This is a genomic window from Leucobacter luti (genome assembly GCF_050310065.1).
GTDB classification, from domain to species: Bacteria; Actinomycetota; Actinomycetes; order Actinomycetales; family Microbacteriaceae; genus Leucobacter; species Leucobacter luti_B.
Genome location: NZ_CP190007.1, coordinates 2,958,629 through 2,976,272, shown reverse-complemented (window position 1 = coordinate 2,976,272; position 17,644 = coordinate 2,958,629). Strand labels below are relative to the sequence as shown.

The following is a 17,644-nucleotide window of genomic DNA, read 5'->3' as shown; positions in this document are numbered from 1 at the left end:
AGGAATACGGCAGAATGGACGGCATGGGTCTTGAGAGCGGCAGCATCACCATCGGCGTCATCGGCGGAGGTCAGCTCGCGCGCATGATGGTCCCGCCCGCGATCCACCTTGGGCTCCGGATCAGCGTCCTCGCCGAAGCCGAGGGCTCGAGCGCGGCCCGCGCGGCCGACGCCGTAGGCGACTACCGCGACCCCGAGACCGTGTACGCCTTCGCCGAGACGGTCGACGTCGTCACATTCGACCACGAGCACGTGCCCTCACACATCCTGCGCGAGCTCGAGCGCCGGGGCGTCGCCGTGCATCCCCGGCCGGACGCGCTCCAGTACGCGCAGGACAAGATCCTGATGCGCGAGAAACTCGAGGAACTCGGCGTGCCCGTGCCCGCGTGGGCCGCGGTCGCCGACGAGGAGGAGCTGCAGGCGTTCCTCGACGCGAACGGCGGCCGCGCCGTCGTGAAGACCGCGCGCGGCGGCTACGACGGCAAGGGCGTGCGCGTCGTCTCCGACGCGAGCGAGGCGCGCGACTGGTTCACGGCCCTCGCCGAGGACGGCCACGGCGGCCGGCTGCTCGCCGAGGAACTCGTCGACTTCACCCGCGAACTCTCCCAGCTCGTCGGCCGCAGCCCGAGCGGCGAGAGCCGCACCTGGCCCGTCGTCGAGACGATCCAGCTCAACGGCGTCTGCGCCGAGGTGCTCGCGCCAGCCCCCGTGCAGAACCCCGCGACGCTCGACGAGGCGGCCCGGATCGGGATCGCCGTCGCCGAGGGCGTCGGAGTGACGGGCGTGCTCGCGGTCGAGATGTTCGAGACGAGCGACGGGCGGGTGCTCGTGAACGAGCTCGCGATGCGCCCCCACAACTCGGGCCACTTCTCCATCGAGGGGTCCGTGACCAGCCAGTTCGAGCAGCACCTGCGCGCCGTCGCCGACCTCCCGCTCGGCGACACCTCGATGACCGCACCCGCCGCCGTCATGGTGAACGTGCTGGGCGGGCCAGCCGAGGGGCCGATGCCGGTCCGCTACGCCGAGGCGCTGCGCGCGCACCCCCGCGCGAAGGTCCACAGCTACGACAAGCAGCCGCGGCCCGGCCGCAAGGTCGGGCACGTCACCGTCACGGGCGACGACCTCGAGACGGTGCGGGCCGAGGCGGCGGCGGCGGCGCGCGCGTTCGCCTGATCCGCGCGGCCGGATCCGGAGCCGCTCGATACTGAGCCGCTCGATCCGGCGCCCTTCGCTACGATAGAACCATGGCAGCAAGCGAAGCGCCGCTCGTCGGCGTGATCATGGGTTCTGACTCCGACTACTCGGTCATGAGCGAGGCGGTGCAGGTGCTGCGCGAGTTCGGGATCCCGCACGAGGTCGAGGTCGTGAGCGCGCATCGCACCCCCGAGAAGATGGTGACGTACGCGCGCGAGGCCGCGGGCCGCGGCCTGCGCGTCATCATCGCAGGCGCGGGCGGCGCCGCCCACCTGCCCGGCATGGTCGCGTCGATGACCACGCTCCCCGTCGTCGGCGTCCCCGTGCCGCTCGCGCGGCTCGACGGGATCGACTCGCTGCTCTCCATTGTGCAGATGCCGGGCGGCATCCCCGTCGCGACCGTGTCGATCGGCGGCGCGAAGAACGCCGGCCTCCTCGCCGCCAGGATCCTCGGCGCGAGCGACCGTGCGATCGCGGAGCGCCTCGACATCTACGCGCGTCAGCTCACCGACATGGTCGAGCTCAAGAACGCAGCGCTCCAGGAGCGTGTCGCCGAAGAGGAGTAGGCGAGCGGTGCGCGGCGGGCGAGGGGGCGGGCCCGGCGGCGCCGAATCGGGCGAGCCCGGCGGTGCCGATCCGCGTGCCGCGCACGGTTCGGCGACGTATCGCCGCGCCCTCATCGCGCTCTTCTGCGCGGGGCTCGCGACCTTCGCCCAGATGTACTCGCCACAGGGGATCCTGCCCGACCTTGCGCGCGACTTCGGCGTGACCGCAGGCACCTCGTCATGGGCGGTCGGCGCGACGACAATCGGGGTCGCGCTCGGCGTGATCCCGTGGGCGCGCGCCTCCGAACGACTCGGCCGGATCGCGACGATGCGCCTCTCGATGTCGATCGCGCTCGTGATCGGGCTGATCGCGCCCGCGATCCCGAGCTTTTCGGTGTTTCTCGCTGCCCGCTTCGTCGAGGGCGTGGCGCTCGCCGGGCTTCCGGCCCTCGCGGTCACGGCGATCGCGGAGATCGTGCGGCCGCAGGCGCTCGGAGCGGCCGTCGGAACGTACATCGCAGGCACCACGATCGGTGGCCTGATCGGGCGCATCGTCGCGGGTACCGTGGCCGATTGGGCGGGGCACACCGGCGCGGGCTGGCGGCTCGGAATGGCTGCGGTCGCGGCGCTCGCCGCCGTCGCGACCGTGGTGTTCCTGATCCGGATCCCGCCGGCGGCGGTGCGGCGGCCGGCGCCGCTGCCCATGCTCGCTGCGCTCGCCGACAACCTGCGCAACCCGGGCGTGCTCGCGCTCGTGGCGCAGGCGTTCCTCCTGATGGGCGGGTTCGTGGCGGCCTACAACTACCTCGCGTTCCGGCTGCAGGGGGAGCCGTTCGGGCTGACGCTCGCGCAGGTGTCGTGGCTCTTCCTCGCGTATCTCGCGGGGGCGGTGTCCTCGCGCTGGGTCTGGCGGATCGCGCGAAGGGTGCCGCCGACGGGCGTGCTGCTCGGCTGCATCGGGCTCATGCTCGCGGGGCTCGGCCTCACGCTGCTGCCGTGGCTGCCCGCGGTGATCCTGGGCCTCGTCCTGTTCACGGGCGGGTTTTTCGGCGCCCACTCGATCGCGAGCGGGCTCATCGACCGGCGCGCCGGGGCGGGCAGGGTGCTCGCGCCGCCCCTCTACAACCTGGGCTACTACGCGGGCTCGAGCCTGCTCGGCTGGCTCGGCGGCGTCGCGTTTGCGGCCGGCGGCTGGGGCGCGACGGCGGCGATGATCGCGGTCTCGGCTCTCGCCGCGGCCGCCCTCGCGCTCCTGATCCGCCCCCGCGGGGCGGTTGTTAGCGATTTCGGTTCGTAACCGCGCTCATACGAACAGAAATCGCTAACAACCTCCGGCCCCAGGGGGTGGGGTGTTGTTAGCGATTTCGGGGCTTCGCGCCGCCCGCAAGCCCCGAAATCGCTAACAACCGCCTGCCCGGGGGTCAGAGGTTCGCGTGGGTCTCCCAGAGCTGCCACGCGGCGGCGTTCCAGCTGAAGCTGCGGCTGCGGTCGCGCGCGAGCACCGTGAGGCGGGCGAGCGCACCCGGCTCGGTGAAGAGGCGGTGGTACTCGGCCGCGAAGTCGGACTGCGTCTCGGCACCGATCCCGCCGTCGAGCACGAGCTCGGCGGTTGCGGGGTGGCCCGAGTGCAGCACCGGCACCGAGGAGCCGAGCGCGCCGAGCTCCGTGAAGCCGGTGCCCGAGTAGTTCTGCGGCCGCAGCAGCAGGCCAGCCCCGGCGATGATCGCGCCGACATCGGCGAGCTCGCGCGGGCGCACGGTCGTCACGCGGCCGCGGAGGTCGCCCGGGATCAGGCCAGAATCGGGGGCGGAATCGTGCTCGAGCAGCTGCACCCCGCCGCTCGTCGGCGCGGCGTCGGCCTCGCCGCCTGCGAGTGCGGCCTGCGCCTGCACGTGCGCGTCAACGTTCGCCCGCGCCTGCGCCTGGGCCTGCGCCTGGGCCTGCGTCTGGGCGCCACCCTTCGCGCGGCCCGAGGCGCCCCCGGCCGGTGTCGGCTGCGCCGATCCGGGCTCGAGCCCCTCCAGCACCACGAGGTGCGGCAGCTCCGGATCCGCGCGCATCGCGTCGAACAGCCACTCGAGCCGGCCGCGGTCGCCAGGGGTTGCGGTCGTGAGGGTGTAGCGCGGCGGCAGCCCGAGCACGGCGCGGCGCTCGGCCGAGTCCTCGGCCCGCCGGAATTCGGCGGGCGCCGCGAGCTGCATCACCTGGACCGGGAGCCCGGAGCCGTAGGTCTCCTGCAGTACGCGCGCAGTCGCGTGCGTCGGCGTGAGGATCACGTCGGCGAGCCGCACGGCGCGCTTCGCGAAGGCGCGGAAGAGTCTCGCCTGGTTGCCCTGCATGAGCTCGGGGGCCTCCCACGCGACGCTGTGCGAGATCATGACCGAGGTCTGCGAGCCGTCGTCGTCGCCGCGGGAGCGGAGCGGCACCATCGGGGTCGGCGCGTGCACGAACTCGCCGTCGAGGGGCCGCGCGGTCGCGCCCGTCTGCCAGACGAGGGGCAGCACGCTGGCCCGCAGCGGGAGGTGGTCGACCGTGAGCACGGGGGAGCGAAACTCGGGCGCTTCGGAGCCGCGGGCGAGCAGAAACCTGGCGCTGCAGCTGCGGGGGGCCATGGCCGCGATCGCCGCCGCCAGGTCGCGGGCGCCCGCCGACTGCGCCTGGGCCTCCCAATCGGGAAACGGCTCTGCGATCAGGGTAAGTGCCGCCATGGTGCGTTCCCCCTCACCGGTTTGTTCTTCGTGGTCGCCATTAGGCTCTCGTGAACATTCTATGGAGTGAAACCCGTGCAAACCGTACGAACGGGCACCTCCGGTGCAATCGTTTCCGAAAAGCGACATATGATCCCCGGGAAATCGTGCTTGCTGACGCGCGGGCAGCTTTCGGGATCACACCAGGGGTTGCGAAGTACCCTGGGTGCCATGCGTGTTCTCCTCACCGGCGGCGCCGGGTACATCGGATCCCACACCGCGCTCACCCTCATCGGGCGCGGTCACGAGGTCGTCGTACTCGACGACTTCTCCAACAGCAGCCCCGAGGCGATTAGGCGGGTCGAAGAGCTCGCCGGCGTGTCGATCCCCGTGATCGAGGCCGATCTGGCGGATCGCGAGGCGGCGCGCGCCGCGCTAGCCGGCGTCGAGTTCGACTCGGTGATCCACTTCGCCGGTCTCAAGGCGGTCGGCGAGTCGGTCGCGGAGCCCACGCGGTACTACCGGGTCAATATCGACTCGACGCTCGCGCTCCTCGACCTCATGGCGGAGCGCGGGGTCTCGCGCATCGTGTTCAGCTCCTCCGCGACGGTCTACGGTGACCCGGCGGTCTCGCCGATCGACGAGGAGCAGCCGGTCGGGGTGGGGCTCACGAACCCCTACGGCTGGTCGAAGTTCATGAACGAGCAGATCATCCGTGACGCGCAGCGGGCGCGCCCCGAGCTCGAGGCGGTGCTCCTGCGCTACTTCAACCCGGTCGGCGCGCATCCCTCGGGACGGATCGGCGAGGATCCCGCGGGGATCCCGAACAACCTGATGCCGTTCATCGCGCAGGTCGCGGTCGGCAAGCGGGAGCGGCTCGCCGTGTTCGGCGACACCTACCCCACGCCCGACGGCACGGGGGTCCGCGACTACATCCACGTCATGGATCTCGCGGAGGGCCACGTCGCGGCGCTCGAGGGCGCGGTCGAGGGCGTCACGGTCTACAACCTGGGATCCGGCACCGGATCGAGCGTGCTCGAGGTCGTGCGCGCCTTCGAGGAGGCCTCCGGCCGGCCGATCCCCTACGACATCGTCGAGGCCCGCGCCGGCGACGTCGCGACCGTGGTCGCGGATCCCGCGCGCGCGAACGCCGAGCTGGACTGGCGCACCACCCGGACTCTGGCCGAGGCCTGCCGCGACTCCTGGTCGTGGCAGTCGCAGAATCCGGGCGGATACGCCGGATGACGCTCGATCTCGAACGCCCGATCCGGAACCCGGATCAGGGCTCTGGCCCGCTCATGAGCAAGCGGGCCAGGTGGCTTGTTGTGCTCGGTTTCCTGCTGCCGGGGAGCGCGCAGGTGCTCGCGGGCAATAAGCGCCTCGGCCGCTTCGGTCTCGGCGCCACGCTCTTCGTGATCTGTGCCGGGATCGCCGCGCTCGCCGGCTTCCTGTTCGCGCGCGTGCCGACCCTGACGTTCTTCACGAACGGGATCGTGCTGTTCGTGATCCAGATCCTGCTCTTCGCCTACGCGATCCTCTGGCTCGTGCTCGGCTTCGATACGCTCCGCCTGACGCGTCTCGTGCGGGTGCAGCCGGGGTGGCGCGTGCCGATCGCCGTGATTTCGGTGATCCTCACGGTCGTGCCCGCGCTCGGCGCCGCGTGGGCGGGGACGACGGTCGACGCGGGCCGAAACCTGCTCGGCAACCTGTTCCGCGGCGCCCCCGCGGTCGAGCCGGTCGACGGTCGCTACAACATCCTGCTCCTCGGCACGGACGCGGGCGCGGATCGCGAGGGCCTGCGGCCCGACAGTATCTCGCTCGTCAGCGTCGACGCCGAGACGGGCCAGTCCATCATCGTCGGCCTCCCGCGCGACACGATCGACGTGCCCTTTGCCGAGGGTTCGCCGATGGCGGAGATGCATCCGAACGGATTTGGCGTTGCCCCCAACGCGTTCGGCGACTGGGGTGGCTGCGAGGTCGGCCGCTGCATCCTGAACGGGGTCTACGCGGAGTCCGAGCTCTTCTACCCGGAGCTCTACCCGAATGCGACCGCGAACGGCTCCTCACCGGGCATCGAGGCGACGAAGGACGCGGTGACGGGGATCACCGGTCTCAAAGTGCAGTTCTACGTGCTCGTCAACATGGACGCGTTCGAGAGCATGATCGACGCCCTCGGCGGCGTCGAGATCGACGTCAAGGAGACCCTGCCGATCGGCGGTGACGAGTACGGCAACAACGTCGACGGCTACATCGAGCCCGGTCTGCGCAAGCTCAACGGCTACGAGGCGCAGTGGTACGCCCGTTCCCGGTACGGTTCGACCGGCGGAGACTACGATCGCATGGCCCGCCAGCGTGAGCTGCAGGCCGCGATCCTCGCCCAGATGAACCCCTCGAACGTGCTCCTGCGCTTCCAGGAGGTCGCCTCGGCCGGCACCGAACTCGTGGAGACCGACATCCCCGATTCGATGCTCGGACGCTTCGTCGATCTCGCCGCAAAAGCCCGCGAGCACACCCCAGTCAACGTTGAGCTCGTCCCACCGAGCTTCGATCCGGAGTATCCTGATTTCTCTGTGGCCAGGAATTTGGTCGCCGATGGCGTCGCTCAGGCGTCGCCGCCGAAGGAGGAATAAGCAGAACCGTGGTTGAGAAGGACGTCGCGCACGGCGAAGTATCGAGCGCGAGGGATCTCGGCGGCGCGCCCGCGGCGCGCCCCGAGACAGGAGTGACCGAGGGCAAGGATCGTCCACGGAAGAAGTCGAGCCTTGTCAAGAGGTTCGTTTTCTGGGCGCTCATGTTGATCGGGGCACTGCTGCTCGGGATCAGTCTCTGGGTGCGTCGAAGCTTCGGCTTCATCTCGGTCGATCAGCTCCTCTCAAACATGCAGGGCGGCGGCGGCGAGGGAGCCGGCGGCGACGGGATCGTGGTCAACGCTGTGATCACGGGAATCGTGTTGCCGGTGCTGATCGTGGCCGCGCTCATGGTGCTCTCGTTCATCGTGTCCCGCAAGATCAGCCTCACCACGCCAGAATCCCGCGTTCCCGGCAAGATCTTGACGGCCTCCGCGGTGGTGATCGCGATCGCCGTGCCACTCGCCGGTGGAGCGCACCTCAGCTCGACGATCGGTCTGCGTCAGTTCGTGTCGGCCACCGTCCGCGAAGCCGCGGGCGGCAGCGGCATGGCCGAATACTACGTTTCGCCAATGAGCGGGCGGGGGTCCGCGGCGACCGTTGGGAGCATCGACACGCAGGACGAGCCCAGCTTCGGTCCCGGCCAGGATCCACGCAATCTCGTGGTCATCTACCTCGAGTCGGTCGAGGATGCCTTCTCAGACACCGAAACGTTCGAGATCGACATGCTTGAGCCCGTCGAGGACGCGACTCGCGGGTGGACGTCGGTGCCGAATTTCCTGATGTACGAGGGCGGCGGCTGGACGATGTCTGGGCTCGTGAGCACGCAGTGCGGGATTCCGTTGCGGACGGACGAGTCCGGAGCGGCCACGACCGATCCAAACGAGCTCGGGTCAGGAGACAACGAGATCGCGGGCTATCTGCCGCGAGCGACCTGCCTCGGTGACGTACTCAGCGAGGCCGGCTACACGAGCGTGTTTCTGGGCGGCGCCGACAAGAATTTTGCTGGCAAGGGGCAATTCTTTAGCGACCATGGGTATTCCGAGGTCAAGGATCTGGACTACTGGCAGCAGCAGGGCGAAACGGAGATCCGCTCAGACTGGGGACTCTCGGACCGGCGCCTGTTTGAAAATGCAAAGACTGAGATCGATGCGCTGCACGCGGCTAAGGAGCCGTTCAATCTCACGATGCTCACCCTCGACACGCACGAGATGCCCTATGCGCACGAGTATTGCGAGATTGAAACTGAGGCGCCGCTCGCATCGATCACGTTCTGCTCGATGCAGCAGGTCGAGGGGTTCATCGGCTACATGGAGGAGCGGGGTTACCTCTCGGATACCGCGGTCGTGGTGATGGGCGATCATCCAAAGATGACATCTGAGCAGGTGAGTTTCTGGGATGAGCTGAACAATTGGGACGCTCCTCGCACCATCTTCAACCGCATCTGGAGCCCGGATGGTCTCGTCCCCGCACGAAACATCGACCAGCTGAGCATGTATCCGACCATGCTCGAACTCATCGGACTCGAGGTGCCGGACCACCGCGCCGGTATCGGGGTGTCCGCGTTCGCGGCGAAGGAGGACGTGCCCCAGGGTTCGATCCTTGACCTTTCGAAGGGTGAGTACAGCGACGTGGTGAACTCCCGATCCACGAGCCTCTATCGCACCCTGTGGGGGCGCCAGGAAGCCGTCGAAGCGGCGGGCTAGTTTCCTGCTGGGGTGCGGCTCGGGATTCGGCGCCTAGACTGAGTTGGTCTTGAACCAAGGTGAGGAGAGGGTGCGCATGCGCGTCACCGCTGTGCTGGTGGCATACAACCGGAGGGAACTGCTCCAAGAGTCGCTTGCGGCGCTCGCGGCCCAGTCCCGACCCGTTGACCGGCTCGTCGTCGTCGACAATGCTTCTGATGATGGCTCGGCCGACGCCGCGGAGGAACTGCTCGACGCCTGGGGCGGGCGGGCGCGCCTCATCAGACTGAACGAAAACACGGGCGGTGCGGGCGGCTTTGCGGTCGGAATCGCGGCGGCCGTGGTTGAGGAATCGACCGACTGGGTGTGGGTGATGGACGACGATACGGTCCCCGAACCCCACGCGCTTGCCGAGGCTCTGAACGCGCATGCGCGCTACGTCGAATCGGGCCAGGACGATCTTGCCGTCATGGGATCGCGTGTGGTGTGGACCGATGGTGGGGACCACCCCATGAACACCCCCAAACCGAAGATCCGGGCGGATCGGCGCGAGCGTGAGCGTGCCGCGAAGGCCGAGTGCATGGAGATTCGCTCCATCTCGTTCGTGTCTGCGTTCCTCCGCGCTTCGCGAGTGCGGCAGCTGGGAGTCCCGGTCGCCGACTACTTCCTCTGGAACGATGACTTCGAGTTCTCGACGCGGATGCTCAGGGGCGCCCGCGGGCTGTTCGTGCCGGAGTCGGTGGTCACGCACAAGACGGCGAAGCGCGGGTCGAGCGATCAGGATCCCGGCCCACGATTCTTCTACGAGGTTCGGAACAAGCTCTGGGTATTCCGGAAGAGCAACGGTCTTTACAGCTGGGAGAAAGCGGCCTATTTCGCCGCGACGCTGCGCCGCTGGTACCGCACGTTCGCAGCCTCTCGAGACCGGAGGCAGCTGCTCGACTGCCTGGGCCGCGGGCTCCGCGAGGGGTTCGGCAAGAATCCGCGACCGACGCGTGAAGTGCTCCGCAACGTCGGTGTCCCCGTCGACGTGAAAATCGAGATCGACCGCATGCAGAAGCTCGGCTCGCGCTGAACCGCTAGGCTCCTTCACCATGCCAATTGACGATTCGAGAGCCACTCCCCAGGCCGACTTCTCGTTGCTCATGCCCGTGTATGCGGGCGACGACGCGGCGCAGTTGCGGCTTGCCTATGAGAGCAGCGTCGAGACGCAGACGCTCAGGCCCGCTGAACTCGTGATCGTGCAGGACGGACCGGTCGGCGAGCGACTCAAGCAGGAACTCGCGCGCATCGAGATGGTGTGCCCGATCCCGGTCAGGGTCGAACGTCTCGACACGAACCAGGGGCTGAGCCTCGCGCTCAACTACGGGCTGGATGCGTGCTCTTTTCCAGTCATCGCGCGCATGGACGCGGACGACGTCTCCGTGCCCGAGCGCTTTGCGCGCCAGTGGGAGCTCATTGAGCACGGGTTTGACCTGGTGGGGACGGGCATGGCCGAGTTCGAGCATGATCCGAACGTCATCGGCACGCGCAGGATCCCGCCCGTGGGCTCCCAGCGGATCCGGGATCACGCGCGCACGCACAATCCGTTCAACCACCCGACGATGATGTACCGGCTCGCGGCGCTTGACCGGGTGGGCCGCTATGAGCGCTTTGGCAAGATGGAGGACTACTGGCTCGGTGTCCGTCTCATTAACTCAGGAGCACGAGTGGAAAACATCGCGGATCCGCTCGTGTTGTATCGCGTTGGCGGAGGCGCCTTTGCGCGCAGAGGCGGGTTCGCGGAGGCGCGCACGGAGATCCGGCTGCAGCGGGAACTCTTGCGGATGGGCTTCGTCACCCGGGCTCAGTTTCTCCGCAACGTCGTCATGAAGGGCATGTATCGGCTGTTTCCGGCGTGGCTGAAACGGATTTTGTTCCGCGGACTAGTCAGCGGCGGCCTGCCCGGGGACAAGCGCTGAGGCCGAAAGGCACGCTTCGCCTAGCGACTCATTGACAACTGATTCCCAGTTGCCTCTATGCTTGGTGAAGTCTCGAGCGGAAGGTGAGAGTAATGGGCGTGCGTGCGCGGAGGGCTGGCAGTCTCGCTGCAGTGCGCCCGAAACCGACGAAATCTCGGCTTCTCTCCCGTCTGCTGACCGTCCTGGGAGTGCTCGGCCTCACCGCGACGCTCGTGCAGGTACCCGCGGCGGCTTATGCCAACCCCGCAGCCGGCTTCAACCCGTCCAACATCATCTCCGATAGCAACTTCTATGACGGGTACGGCATCGACGACGCGGCGATCCAGGGGTTCCTGAACCAGAGGGTCCCGCGCTGCACGATTGGAGACCCGGGCCGAGCACCGGGCTCGGCATGGGGGAATACCCGTGTCGCCCAGAACTGCCTGCGTGATGCACGCTTCTCGACGACATCGCGAACCGCAAACGCCTATTGCAAGGCTTACGCAGGCGGCGTCAATGAGTCTGCCGCAACGATCATCGGCAAGGTCGGGCGAGCCTGCGGGATCAACCCCAAGGTGCTCCTGGTCATGCTCGAAAAGGAGCAGAGCCTCATCACGGATACTTGGCCGACGGTGCGCCAGTTCGACGTGGCGATGGGCTACGCATGCCCCGACTCGGGTCCCAACAATTCCGCAAACTGCGACCCGACGCAGACCGGCTTCTACCAGCAGGTGTATCGCTCGGCGTGGCAGCTGAAGGTGTACCGGGCGCACCCGGACAGCTACAACTACAAGCCCTTCAAGACCAACACGATCCAGTGGCACCCGAATGCGGGTTGTGGCACCTCGCAGGTCTACATCGAGAACTGGGCAACCGCGGCGCTCTACATTTACACGCCCTACCGCCCCAACCAGGCCGCGCTCAATGCAGGCTGGGGGACCGGTGATGCGTGCTCGAGCTACGGCAATCGCAACTTCTACAACTTCTACAATTCATGGTTCGGCTCGCCCACCGTCGGTGTCGACGCACGCCTCGCAAACCTGTACACCTCGCTGAACGGCACCCTCGGTGGAATCACCGGGAATGCGCAGAACGTCGGCGGCGGGATCAGGCAGCAGCTCGAGCGCGGAACCATGTACTGGCACCAGAACACGGGCGCGCAGGTCGTCAAGGGCTGGTTCCGCGACTTCTACGATGCGCAGGGAGGCGCTACCGGCCAGGCGGGCTTCCCGCGTACGGGTGAGTACTTCATCCTTGACGGTCTCGGTCAGGACTTTGAGCGAGCCTCCTTCTACCAGCGAGGAAGCACGCCGGTGTTCTCTGTCAAGGGACTCGTGCGCGAGTACCAGGTGTCGATCGGCGGAATCAAGGCCACAGGGTTCCCGGTCACTGGCGAGAAACTGGTCGCGCGGGACACCTGGAAGCAGGAGTACCAGAACGGCGCACTCTACCTGAGCGGGACCCAGGGCGCGTTCCTCAAGCCGGGCAAGATCCGCGACTACGTCGAAGCGAACGGGCTGTGGGATATCGGATCGCAGGCGGGGGCGCAGCTCGACGTCGCGGGCGGTGTTGTGCAGGAGTTCTCCGGCGCAACCCTGAACTGGTCGCAGACTGGCGGTTATGTTCCGGTGCGCGGCTACGTGCGCAACTACCAGCAGTCCATCGGCGGTGCGAAGACCACCGGCGTCGCGCTCGCGAAGGAGCAGCTCCTCCCGCACCAGACCTGGAAGCAGGAGTACCAGAACGGGACGCTCTACCTGAGTGGGACTGACGGAGCGTTCCTCAAGCCGGGCAAGCTCCGCGACTATGTCGAGAAGAACGGGCTGTGGAAGCTCGGCGCGCAGCAGGGCCAGCAGATCGAGTCCGGCGGCGGTTTTACGCAGGACTTCACCTTGCAGACGCTGTTCTGGTCGCCCACGAATGGATACGTGACGTCGGGCGGCTGGGTGCGTGACTACCAGCAGAAGCAGGCCGGAGGCGTTAACTCGACCGGACTCGCGCTCAGGCAGGAGCAACTCCTGTCGCATCAGACGTGGAAGCAGGAGTACCAGAACGGGACGCTCTTCCTGAGCGGGGCCGACGGAGCCTTCCTCAAGCCAGGACCCATCAGCGATTTCGTGGAGACAGAGGGACTGTGGTCGCTCGGTGCCCAGAAGTCAGCGCAACAGGACGTGTCGGGTGGCAGCATCCAGGAGTTCGCGAACGCGACGCTCTACTCTTCGCAGCAGGCGGGTCTCTTCTCGGTCGGCGGCTACGTGCGGAACTACCAGCTCTCGCTCGGCGGATTCGCGGCCACGGGCTTCCCGCTGTCGAACGAACAGCTCCAGCCGGATCGCGCGACCTGGAGGCAAGAGTTCCAGAACGGCACGCTCTTCCTGAAGGGGACCCAGGGCAGGTTCGAGAAGCGGTAGCAGCTCATTCTTGTTGACTGAACAGGAGAAACCCATCCACGGCCGCTAGGCTCTCATGCCCGTGAGAGTCAATCGTCAGGCATTGGGAGTCCGAGTTCGCCGCCTCATGGGGGAAAGCCTCAAGGATAAGATTCGCACAAGCAACCTGAGGCCCATCCTGTGGATCAGAGCGCGACTGGGTCAGCCTCATGTTTTACTCGGGCGCATCAGCGTTGTGGTGCCGATCTACAACGTCGAGAACTACTTAGAGGAATGCCTCGAGAGTCTGCGAATTCAGAGCTATCCGGATCTTGAAATCCTGATGGTGAACGATGGGAGCCAAGACTCTTCTCGGGATATCGCGGCCGAGTTCGCACGCAAAGACCGCCGTTTCGTTCTCATTGACAAACGTAATGCCGGACTGGGAGCCGCCCGAAACACCGGTGTACGGCGCGCCCGAGGCAGATATCTGACCTTCGCCGACTCCGATGACATCGTCGCACCGGACGCCTATCGCAACATGGTGGAGATGCTCAAGCGAAGTGGGTCTGACTTTGTCGTTGGAGGCGTTGAACGTCTGAAGGCGGGCTCCACCTGGCGCGATGATTGGGTGACGAGAGTCCACGCACATGATCAGGAGAGGGTGCAACTTGATGACATTCCTGAGGTCACGAAAGATGTATTCGCATGGAACAAACTCTTTCTGAGGCGCTTTTTTGAGGAGGCCGTCGGGGAATTTCCAGAGGGAATCCTCTATGAAGATCAACACCCGACTGCGCTGGCATACACCAAGTGCAATTCATTTGACCTGCTCGCCGATACGACCTACTTGTGGCGAATGCGCGAGGATGGTAGCTCCATCACGCAGGGCAAGCTCTCGGAGCGTGATCTCAGCGACAGGATCCGAGTTGCTGAACTAACTGGTGAGGTGTATCGAGCAGATGCATCCCCTGAGGTGTTCCGGTACTGGAGGCAGAAAACTGCGAGCTTAGACTTTGGCCACTACTACCGACTGAGCCACCGGGGTAGCGAGGAATATTGGGGTCTTCTGCGCGACTTCACTCGGCGGCTGTTCGAGGGGTTCTCTCCGGACGACTGGCCGGGCGTGCCGATCAAGGAACGGATCCTGGCTGCCACAATTGCGAATGACGATCGTGAATCAACCATGAGGATCCTCAATGCGCAGTCGCAGTATGCGAATGGTGTGCCCACCCGCTTTGTCGAGGGAAGGCTCGTCGTGGATCTTCCGAGGTGGGGAGTGCAGCAGGGGACAGTCTCGGCGGATATCGCGGCTATCTCTGAGTTCGACAGCCCGCTGAGGAGCGGACTTACGGAGATTGAGTGGGACACGAATTCCCATTTGATCGTTGAGGGTTTCGTATATATCGACAAGGTTCCCGCGAGTATCACGGAGTCCACGCTTCACGCATTCGCGGTGAGTGCAGATGGAGCGGAGACTGAGGTTCCAGTTGAGCGCTTCACAATGAAACCGGACACCCCCACGCTCCCACGGACCTCGTATGACGAGCATCCCGGATCGGGTGTGCGCGTTCGTCTTGATCTCGAGACTCTGATTCCCTCGCCGAAGGGCAGGATCAATCTTCGTTTCGAAATGGCAGCGCACGGAGTCCGTCGTTCCGGATTTTGGGTGCCGCAGAATTCTGAAAGCAAGGTGCGGCTCGCCCCATTGTCACTCGACGATGGCACTACCCTGCGAGTGGTCGCCAACCGGCGTGAGGGCATACGCGTGACGAGGAGAGCCTACCCTGTGGCGTTGACCGGCCTTCGAATCGAAGGGAGGCAGATGCGTTGCACGGTTACTGCGCGCAGGCACTTGAGAGGTGCCTCACTTCACTTCCTGAATCGAGCGATGATGCTCGAAGAGAACGTGAGTATTCCCACGCTGGAGACTGGCGAGTCTGTGGAACTGTCGGTCGAATTCTCAGTCAGGCCACAGGCTTGGCATCAGCACGTGGAAACAGTTTGGGAGGCTGAACTGATTCGCGGCTCCCAACGGACGGCCCTTCCATATCCGTCGGGCAACTTCACTGATCTAGATCGCGCGGAATCGGGGCTGCTTGCCGTCAGGGCGGGGCGGCGCGGCGCATTGTGCCTTGTGGATCGACCCCAAACGGCGACCGTCGTGTCCGTCCGAGGGAGCGAAAACACGCTCGACTTCGCCGGGAGCTTTTACTCGCGCGATGCAACTCAACCAAGGTTCGTGCTCGTGCGCACGGACGGCGGTCTCATCGAGCAAGATTCTATTCAGGTCGATCCCATGTCCGGGACATTTGTCGCGCGCTTCTCGATGTTGAACGAGCCGGAGTGGGGCAAACCGTTCATTGCAAAGAGTTCCGGGATATTTGGGCTATGCCTCATGAAACCGGGTGCAGTTGACCCGTTTGATTCTACTCAGTTGCTTCGGTTCTCCGACGGGCGACGTAACGGGGTGCGTTACCGCCGGGCGACTTCCACCGGCTTCGCCGAGATTACGGATCTCGGATTTGACCGTTCGGTGCTCGTGAGGTTGCAGGGCGCGCTGTCGCCTGCCGACTGGGGAAATTCCGGTCGGCAAGTCAAAATTGAACGCATACGGGAGGCCGCCCTTGCCGGTACCCTCCTCGAGCGAACCGCCGTGTGTTTGTCTTTTTCCGGTGCGAATGTCCACGACAGTCCGCAGCCAGTCGCTCAGGCTCTGCTGCGGGATGGGCATGTGGATGAAATCGTGTGGGGCGTTCTCAGCACTCACCAGGACCTTGGACCATGCTCGCGAGAAGTTCCACTGCACTCGGAGGAATTCATTGAGCTCCTGCATCGTGCAAAGTTCCTGATCAACAACGCCCATTTCCCGCACTACTTCCGAAAGCGCGCCGGCCAGACCTATATTCAGACCTGGCACGGGACCCCGCTCAAGAAGATCGCGGAAGACGTGCCCCCAACCTCGCTCAGCAACAGTTACCGGGACCTCATGGGCAGAGAGGTGAAAGCATGGGATGTGTTGCTTGCACAGAGCCCGGAGGCCGGTCAACTGCTTGCCCGCGCCTTTCGGTTCCGGGGACCCGTGCTCTCTGCCGGGTACCCGCGTAATGACGAGCTGTTTGATATTGAGAAGATGTCTGCGTTGAGATCCGCATTCCGCGCTCGCTTTGCGATCGGCGAGAATGCCCCCGTCGTCCTGTATGCGCCCACCTGGCGAGACAACGCATCTGGCACCATCGCGAGTACTGTGGGCGAGGAACTGCAGAGTGCCCGATTGCTCGAAGCGCTGGGCAACGATGCACGGTTGCTTCTGCGGGGCCACGTGAACACGATGCGGAATAGACGAGACGTTGAGTCCGGCCGTGTCCTTGACGTGTCCGGCTGGTCAGATCTTACGCAGCTCTTTGCGGCCTCCGACATGCTCATCACCGATTATTCCTCGATGTTTTTTGACTATGACCTCACCGGGAAACCGGTAGTCTCGTTCGCCCCGGACCTGGCTGAGTACTCATCCACAATCCGAGGGCTCTACTTCGACTATCAGGAGACGTTCCCGGGACCCATCGCACAGACGAACGATGAGCTTGTCCAGATTCTTCAGGACGGCGTCACCAGAAGGGAACGCGTAGGGGGAATCGTCGAGGACGTGCGCAGGACCGAGAGGGGCAACGCGGCCCAGGCGACATCCGACTGGGTTCGTGACCAAGCGTCATCTACGACCGTGTGAGTGGCTTTTTTTCTGGCCAAGCGGCTCCTTTGAAAACCGTTTCGTAGGAGTCGCTGATATGGCCAATATCAACGGCCTGTTCACCCAGCGAGGATAGCCGACTGGCGAGGATCGTCCCCGCTGGGCCGAGAGCAATGAGGAAAAGCCGGTCCTGGCCTCTTCTGCCGTTCACCTCTTGAACAACTCGATCGAGATCCGAATAGGCATTAACGGCCAAAGACTCAATCTGATCGATGCTTTCGGCACAATCGAACAACTCGGGAAGGAGCGTCATCCGAGAGTTTTGGCCAGTGATGATGGTGACGTGTCTGCCTGTCCACACCTCACGCCAGAGATCAACGGCCTTTTGTCCCAAGGTTTGAAAGGCGATGGGCCGCGACACGTGTGCATTTCCCAGTCGATCACTTGCCTTCGCTAACGGGCGCACCTCGGGCCAGATGTCGATCCAGACTCTCGACCAATGCAGATCGCGGTAGAGCGTGGGAAAGCCGACAAGGCAGCGAGAGTCTTCTTGCGACTCGAGAAACACTCTCATCAGGTCTTGAGCCAATTCGGGACTGCCTGGTTGAAACCGCAGATTGTAGCTGGGACGAAGCATGGACTTGAACTCGCCATCACCAAATCTCGCGAAGCTCAGACGCTCCTTGGCAATGAGCTCGAGCGTGGGAGCGAAACCGAGCTGGCGTTCGGCAAGGACTTGTTCGATCTCATCGAGATACGACGTCGCGGACCCGCGGACCGAATCCTCAAGAAGGAGACGCTGAGCCCGGAGTTCTTCGTTCAGGCGGGCGATCTGTTCCGAGAGCGCGTCATATTTCTGCTCGCTCGGGCGAAGAAGCCAAGTTCGAGCTGACCTGAGCAATGACTTCAT

12 protein-coding genes are annotated in these 17,644 nt (G+C 65.3%); 10 read left to right on the top strand and 2 right to left on the bottom strand.

Going from position 1 to position 17,644, the window contains the following annotated elements; genetic code table 11:
• The first annotated feature begins 23 nt into the window (after positions 1–23).
• The 3 genes from ACOPJ3_RS13550 (at position 24) to ACOPJ3_RS13540 (ending at position 3,035) form a co-directional block, all read left to right on the top strand.
• The gene (locus tag ACOPJ3_RS13550; protein WP_427869689.1) at positions 24–1,172 is read left to right on the top strand and encodes a 5-(carboxyamino)imidazole ribonucleotide synthase; all 1,149 of its coding nucleotides are present in this window, start codon (positions 24–26) and stop codon (positions 1,170–1,172) included.
• Between the two features lie 71 nt (positions 1,173–1,243).
• A complete protein-coding gene (gene purE, locus ACOPJ3_RS13545) occupies positions 1,244–1,759 on the top strand; it encodes a 5-(carboxyamino)imidazole ribonucleotide mutase (RefSeq protein WP_427869688.1) in 516 nt (171 codons plus the stop codon).
• Between the two features lie 7 nt (positions 1,760–1,766).
• The gene (locus ACOPJ3_RS13540; RefSeq protein WP_427869687.1) at positions 1,767–3,035 is read left to right on the top strand and encodes an MFS transporter; all 1,269 of its coding nucleotides are present in this window, start codon (positions 1,767–1,769) and stop codon (positions 3,033–3,035) included.
• A 124-nt stretch (positions 3,036–3,159) separates the two neighbouring features.
• Here the strand turns inward: ACOPJ3_RS13540 and ACOPJ3_RS13535 are convergent, their stop codons facing one another.
• Complete coding sequence (locus tag ACOPJ3_RS13535) at positions 3,160–4,446, bottom strand: mannosyltransferase (protein WP_427869686.1); 1,287 nt, start codon at positions 4,444–4,446, stop codon at positions 3,160–3,162.
• A gap of 210 nt (positions 4,447–4,656) precedes the next feature.
• Here ACOPJ3_RS13535 and galE point away from each other — a divergent pair, with 210 nt between their 5' ends.
• From galE to ACOPJ3_RS13500, 7 genes are all read left to right on the top strand, one after another.
• Entirely contained in the window at positions 4,657–5,670 is a 1,014-nt protein-coding gene (galE, locus tag ACOPJ3_RS13530; RefSeq protein ID WP_427869685.1) for a UDP-glucose 4-epimerase GalE, read from the top strand.
• The gene (locus ACOPJ3_RS13525) at positions 5,667–7,055 is read left to right on the top strand and encodes an LCP family protein (protein WP_427869684.1); all 1,389 of its coding nucleotides are present in this window, start codon (positions 5,667–5,669) and stop codon (positions 7,053–7,055) included. Before galE ends, ACOPJ3_RS13525 begins: the two co-directional genes overlap by 4 nt.
• A gap of 8 nt (positions 7,056–7,063) precedes the next feature.
• Positions 7,064–8,758 (top strand): LTA synthase family protein, encoded by a 1,695-nt coding sequence (locus ACOPJ3_RS13520; protein ID WP_427869683.1) that lies wholly within the window; start codon positions 7,064–7,066, stop codon positions 8,756–8,758.
• A 76-nt stretch (positions 8,759–8,834) separates the two neighbouring features.
• The gene (locus tag ACOPJ3_RS13515) at positions 8,835–9,812 is read left to right on the top strand and encodes a glycosyltransferase (RefSeq protein WP_427869682.1); all 978 of its coding nucleotides are present in this window, start codon (positions 8,835–8,837) and stop codon (positions 9,810–9,812) included.
• Positions 9,813–9,831: 19 nt separating this feature from the next.
• Positions 9,832–10,698 carry a glycosyltransferase gene (locus tag ACOPJ3_RS13510; RefSeq protein ID WP_427869681.1) on the top strand — a complete coding sequence of 289 codons (867 nt, stop codon included), beginning with the start codon at positions 9,832–9,834 and terminating at the stop codon, positions 10,696–10,698.
• A 188-nt stretch (positions 10,699–10,886) separates the two neighbouring features.
• Entirely contained in the window at positions 10,887–13,088 is a 2,202-nt protein-coding gene (locus ACOPJ3_RS13505) for an LGFP repeat-containing protein (protein WP_427869680.1), read from the top strand.
• Between the two features lie 55 nt (positions 13,089–13,143).
• Complete coding sequence (locus ACOPJ3_RS13500) at positions 13,144–16,773, top strand: bifunctional glycosyltransferase/CDP-glycerol:glycerophosphate glycerophosphotransferase (protein ID WP_427869679.1); 3,630 nt, start codon at positions 13,144–13,146, stop codon at positions 16,771–16,773.
• Here ACOPJ3_RS13500 and ACOPJ3_RS13495 read toward each other — a convergent pair.
• Positions 16,760–17,644, bottom strand: a complete 885-nt coding sequence (locus ACOPJ3_RS13495; protein ID WP_427869678.1) for a GT-D fold domain-containing glycosyltransferase — start codon at positions 17,642–17,644, stop codon at positions 16,760–16,762. The two genes, ACOPJ3_RS13500 and ACOPJ3_RS13495, sit on opposite strands and share 14 nt — an antisense overlap.

What these genes read in the sequence shown, in the direction of transcription:
- ACOPJ3_RS13550 (WP_427869689.1), top strand. Translation starts at nt 24, where the DNA reads ATGGGTCTTGAGAGCGGCAGCATCACCATCGGCGTCATCGGCGGAGGT.
- purE (WP_427869688.1), top strand. Translation starts at nt 1,244, where the DNA reads ATGGCAGCAAGCGAAGCGCCGCTCGTCGGCGTGATCATGGGTTCTGAC.
- ACOPJ3_RS13535 (WP_427869686.1), bottom strand. Translation starts at nt 4,446, where the DNA reads ATGGCGGCACTTACCCTGATCGCAGAGCCGTTTCCCGATTGGGAGGCC.
- galE (WP_427869685.1), top strand. Translation starts at nt 4,657, where the DNA reads ATGCGTGTTCTCCTCACCGGCGGCGCCGGGTACATCGGATCCCACACC.
- ACOPJ3_RS13525 (WP_427869684.1), top strand. Translation starts at nt 5,667, where the DNA reads ATGACGCTCGATCTCGAACGCCCGATCCGGAACCCGGATCAGGGCTCT.
- ACOPJ3_RS13515 (WP_427869682.1), top strand. Translation starts at nt 8,835, where the DNA reads ATGCGCGTCACCGCTGTGCTGGTGGCATACAACCGGAGGGAACTGCTC.
- ACOPJ3_RS13510 (WP_427869681.1), top strand. Translation starts at nt 9,832, where the DNA reads ATGCCAATTGACGATTCGAGAGCCACTCCCCAGGCCGACTTCTCGTTG.
- ACOPJ3_RS13500 (WP_427869679.1), top strand. Translation starts at nt 13,144, where the DNA reads ATGCCCGTGAGAGTCAATCGTCAGGCATTGGGAGTCCGAGTTCGCCGC.
- ACOPJ3_RS13495 (WP_427869678.1), bottom strand. Translation starts at nt 17,644, where the DNA reads ATGAAGTCATTGCTCAGGTCAGCTCGAACTTGGCTTCTTCGCCCGAGC.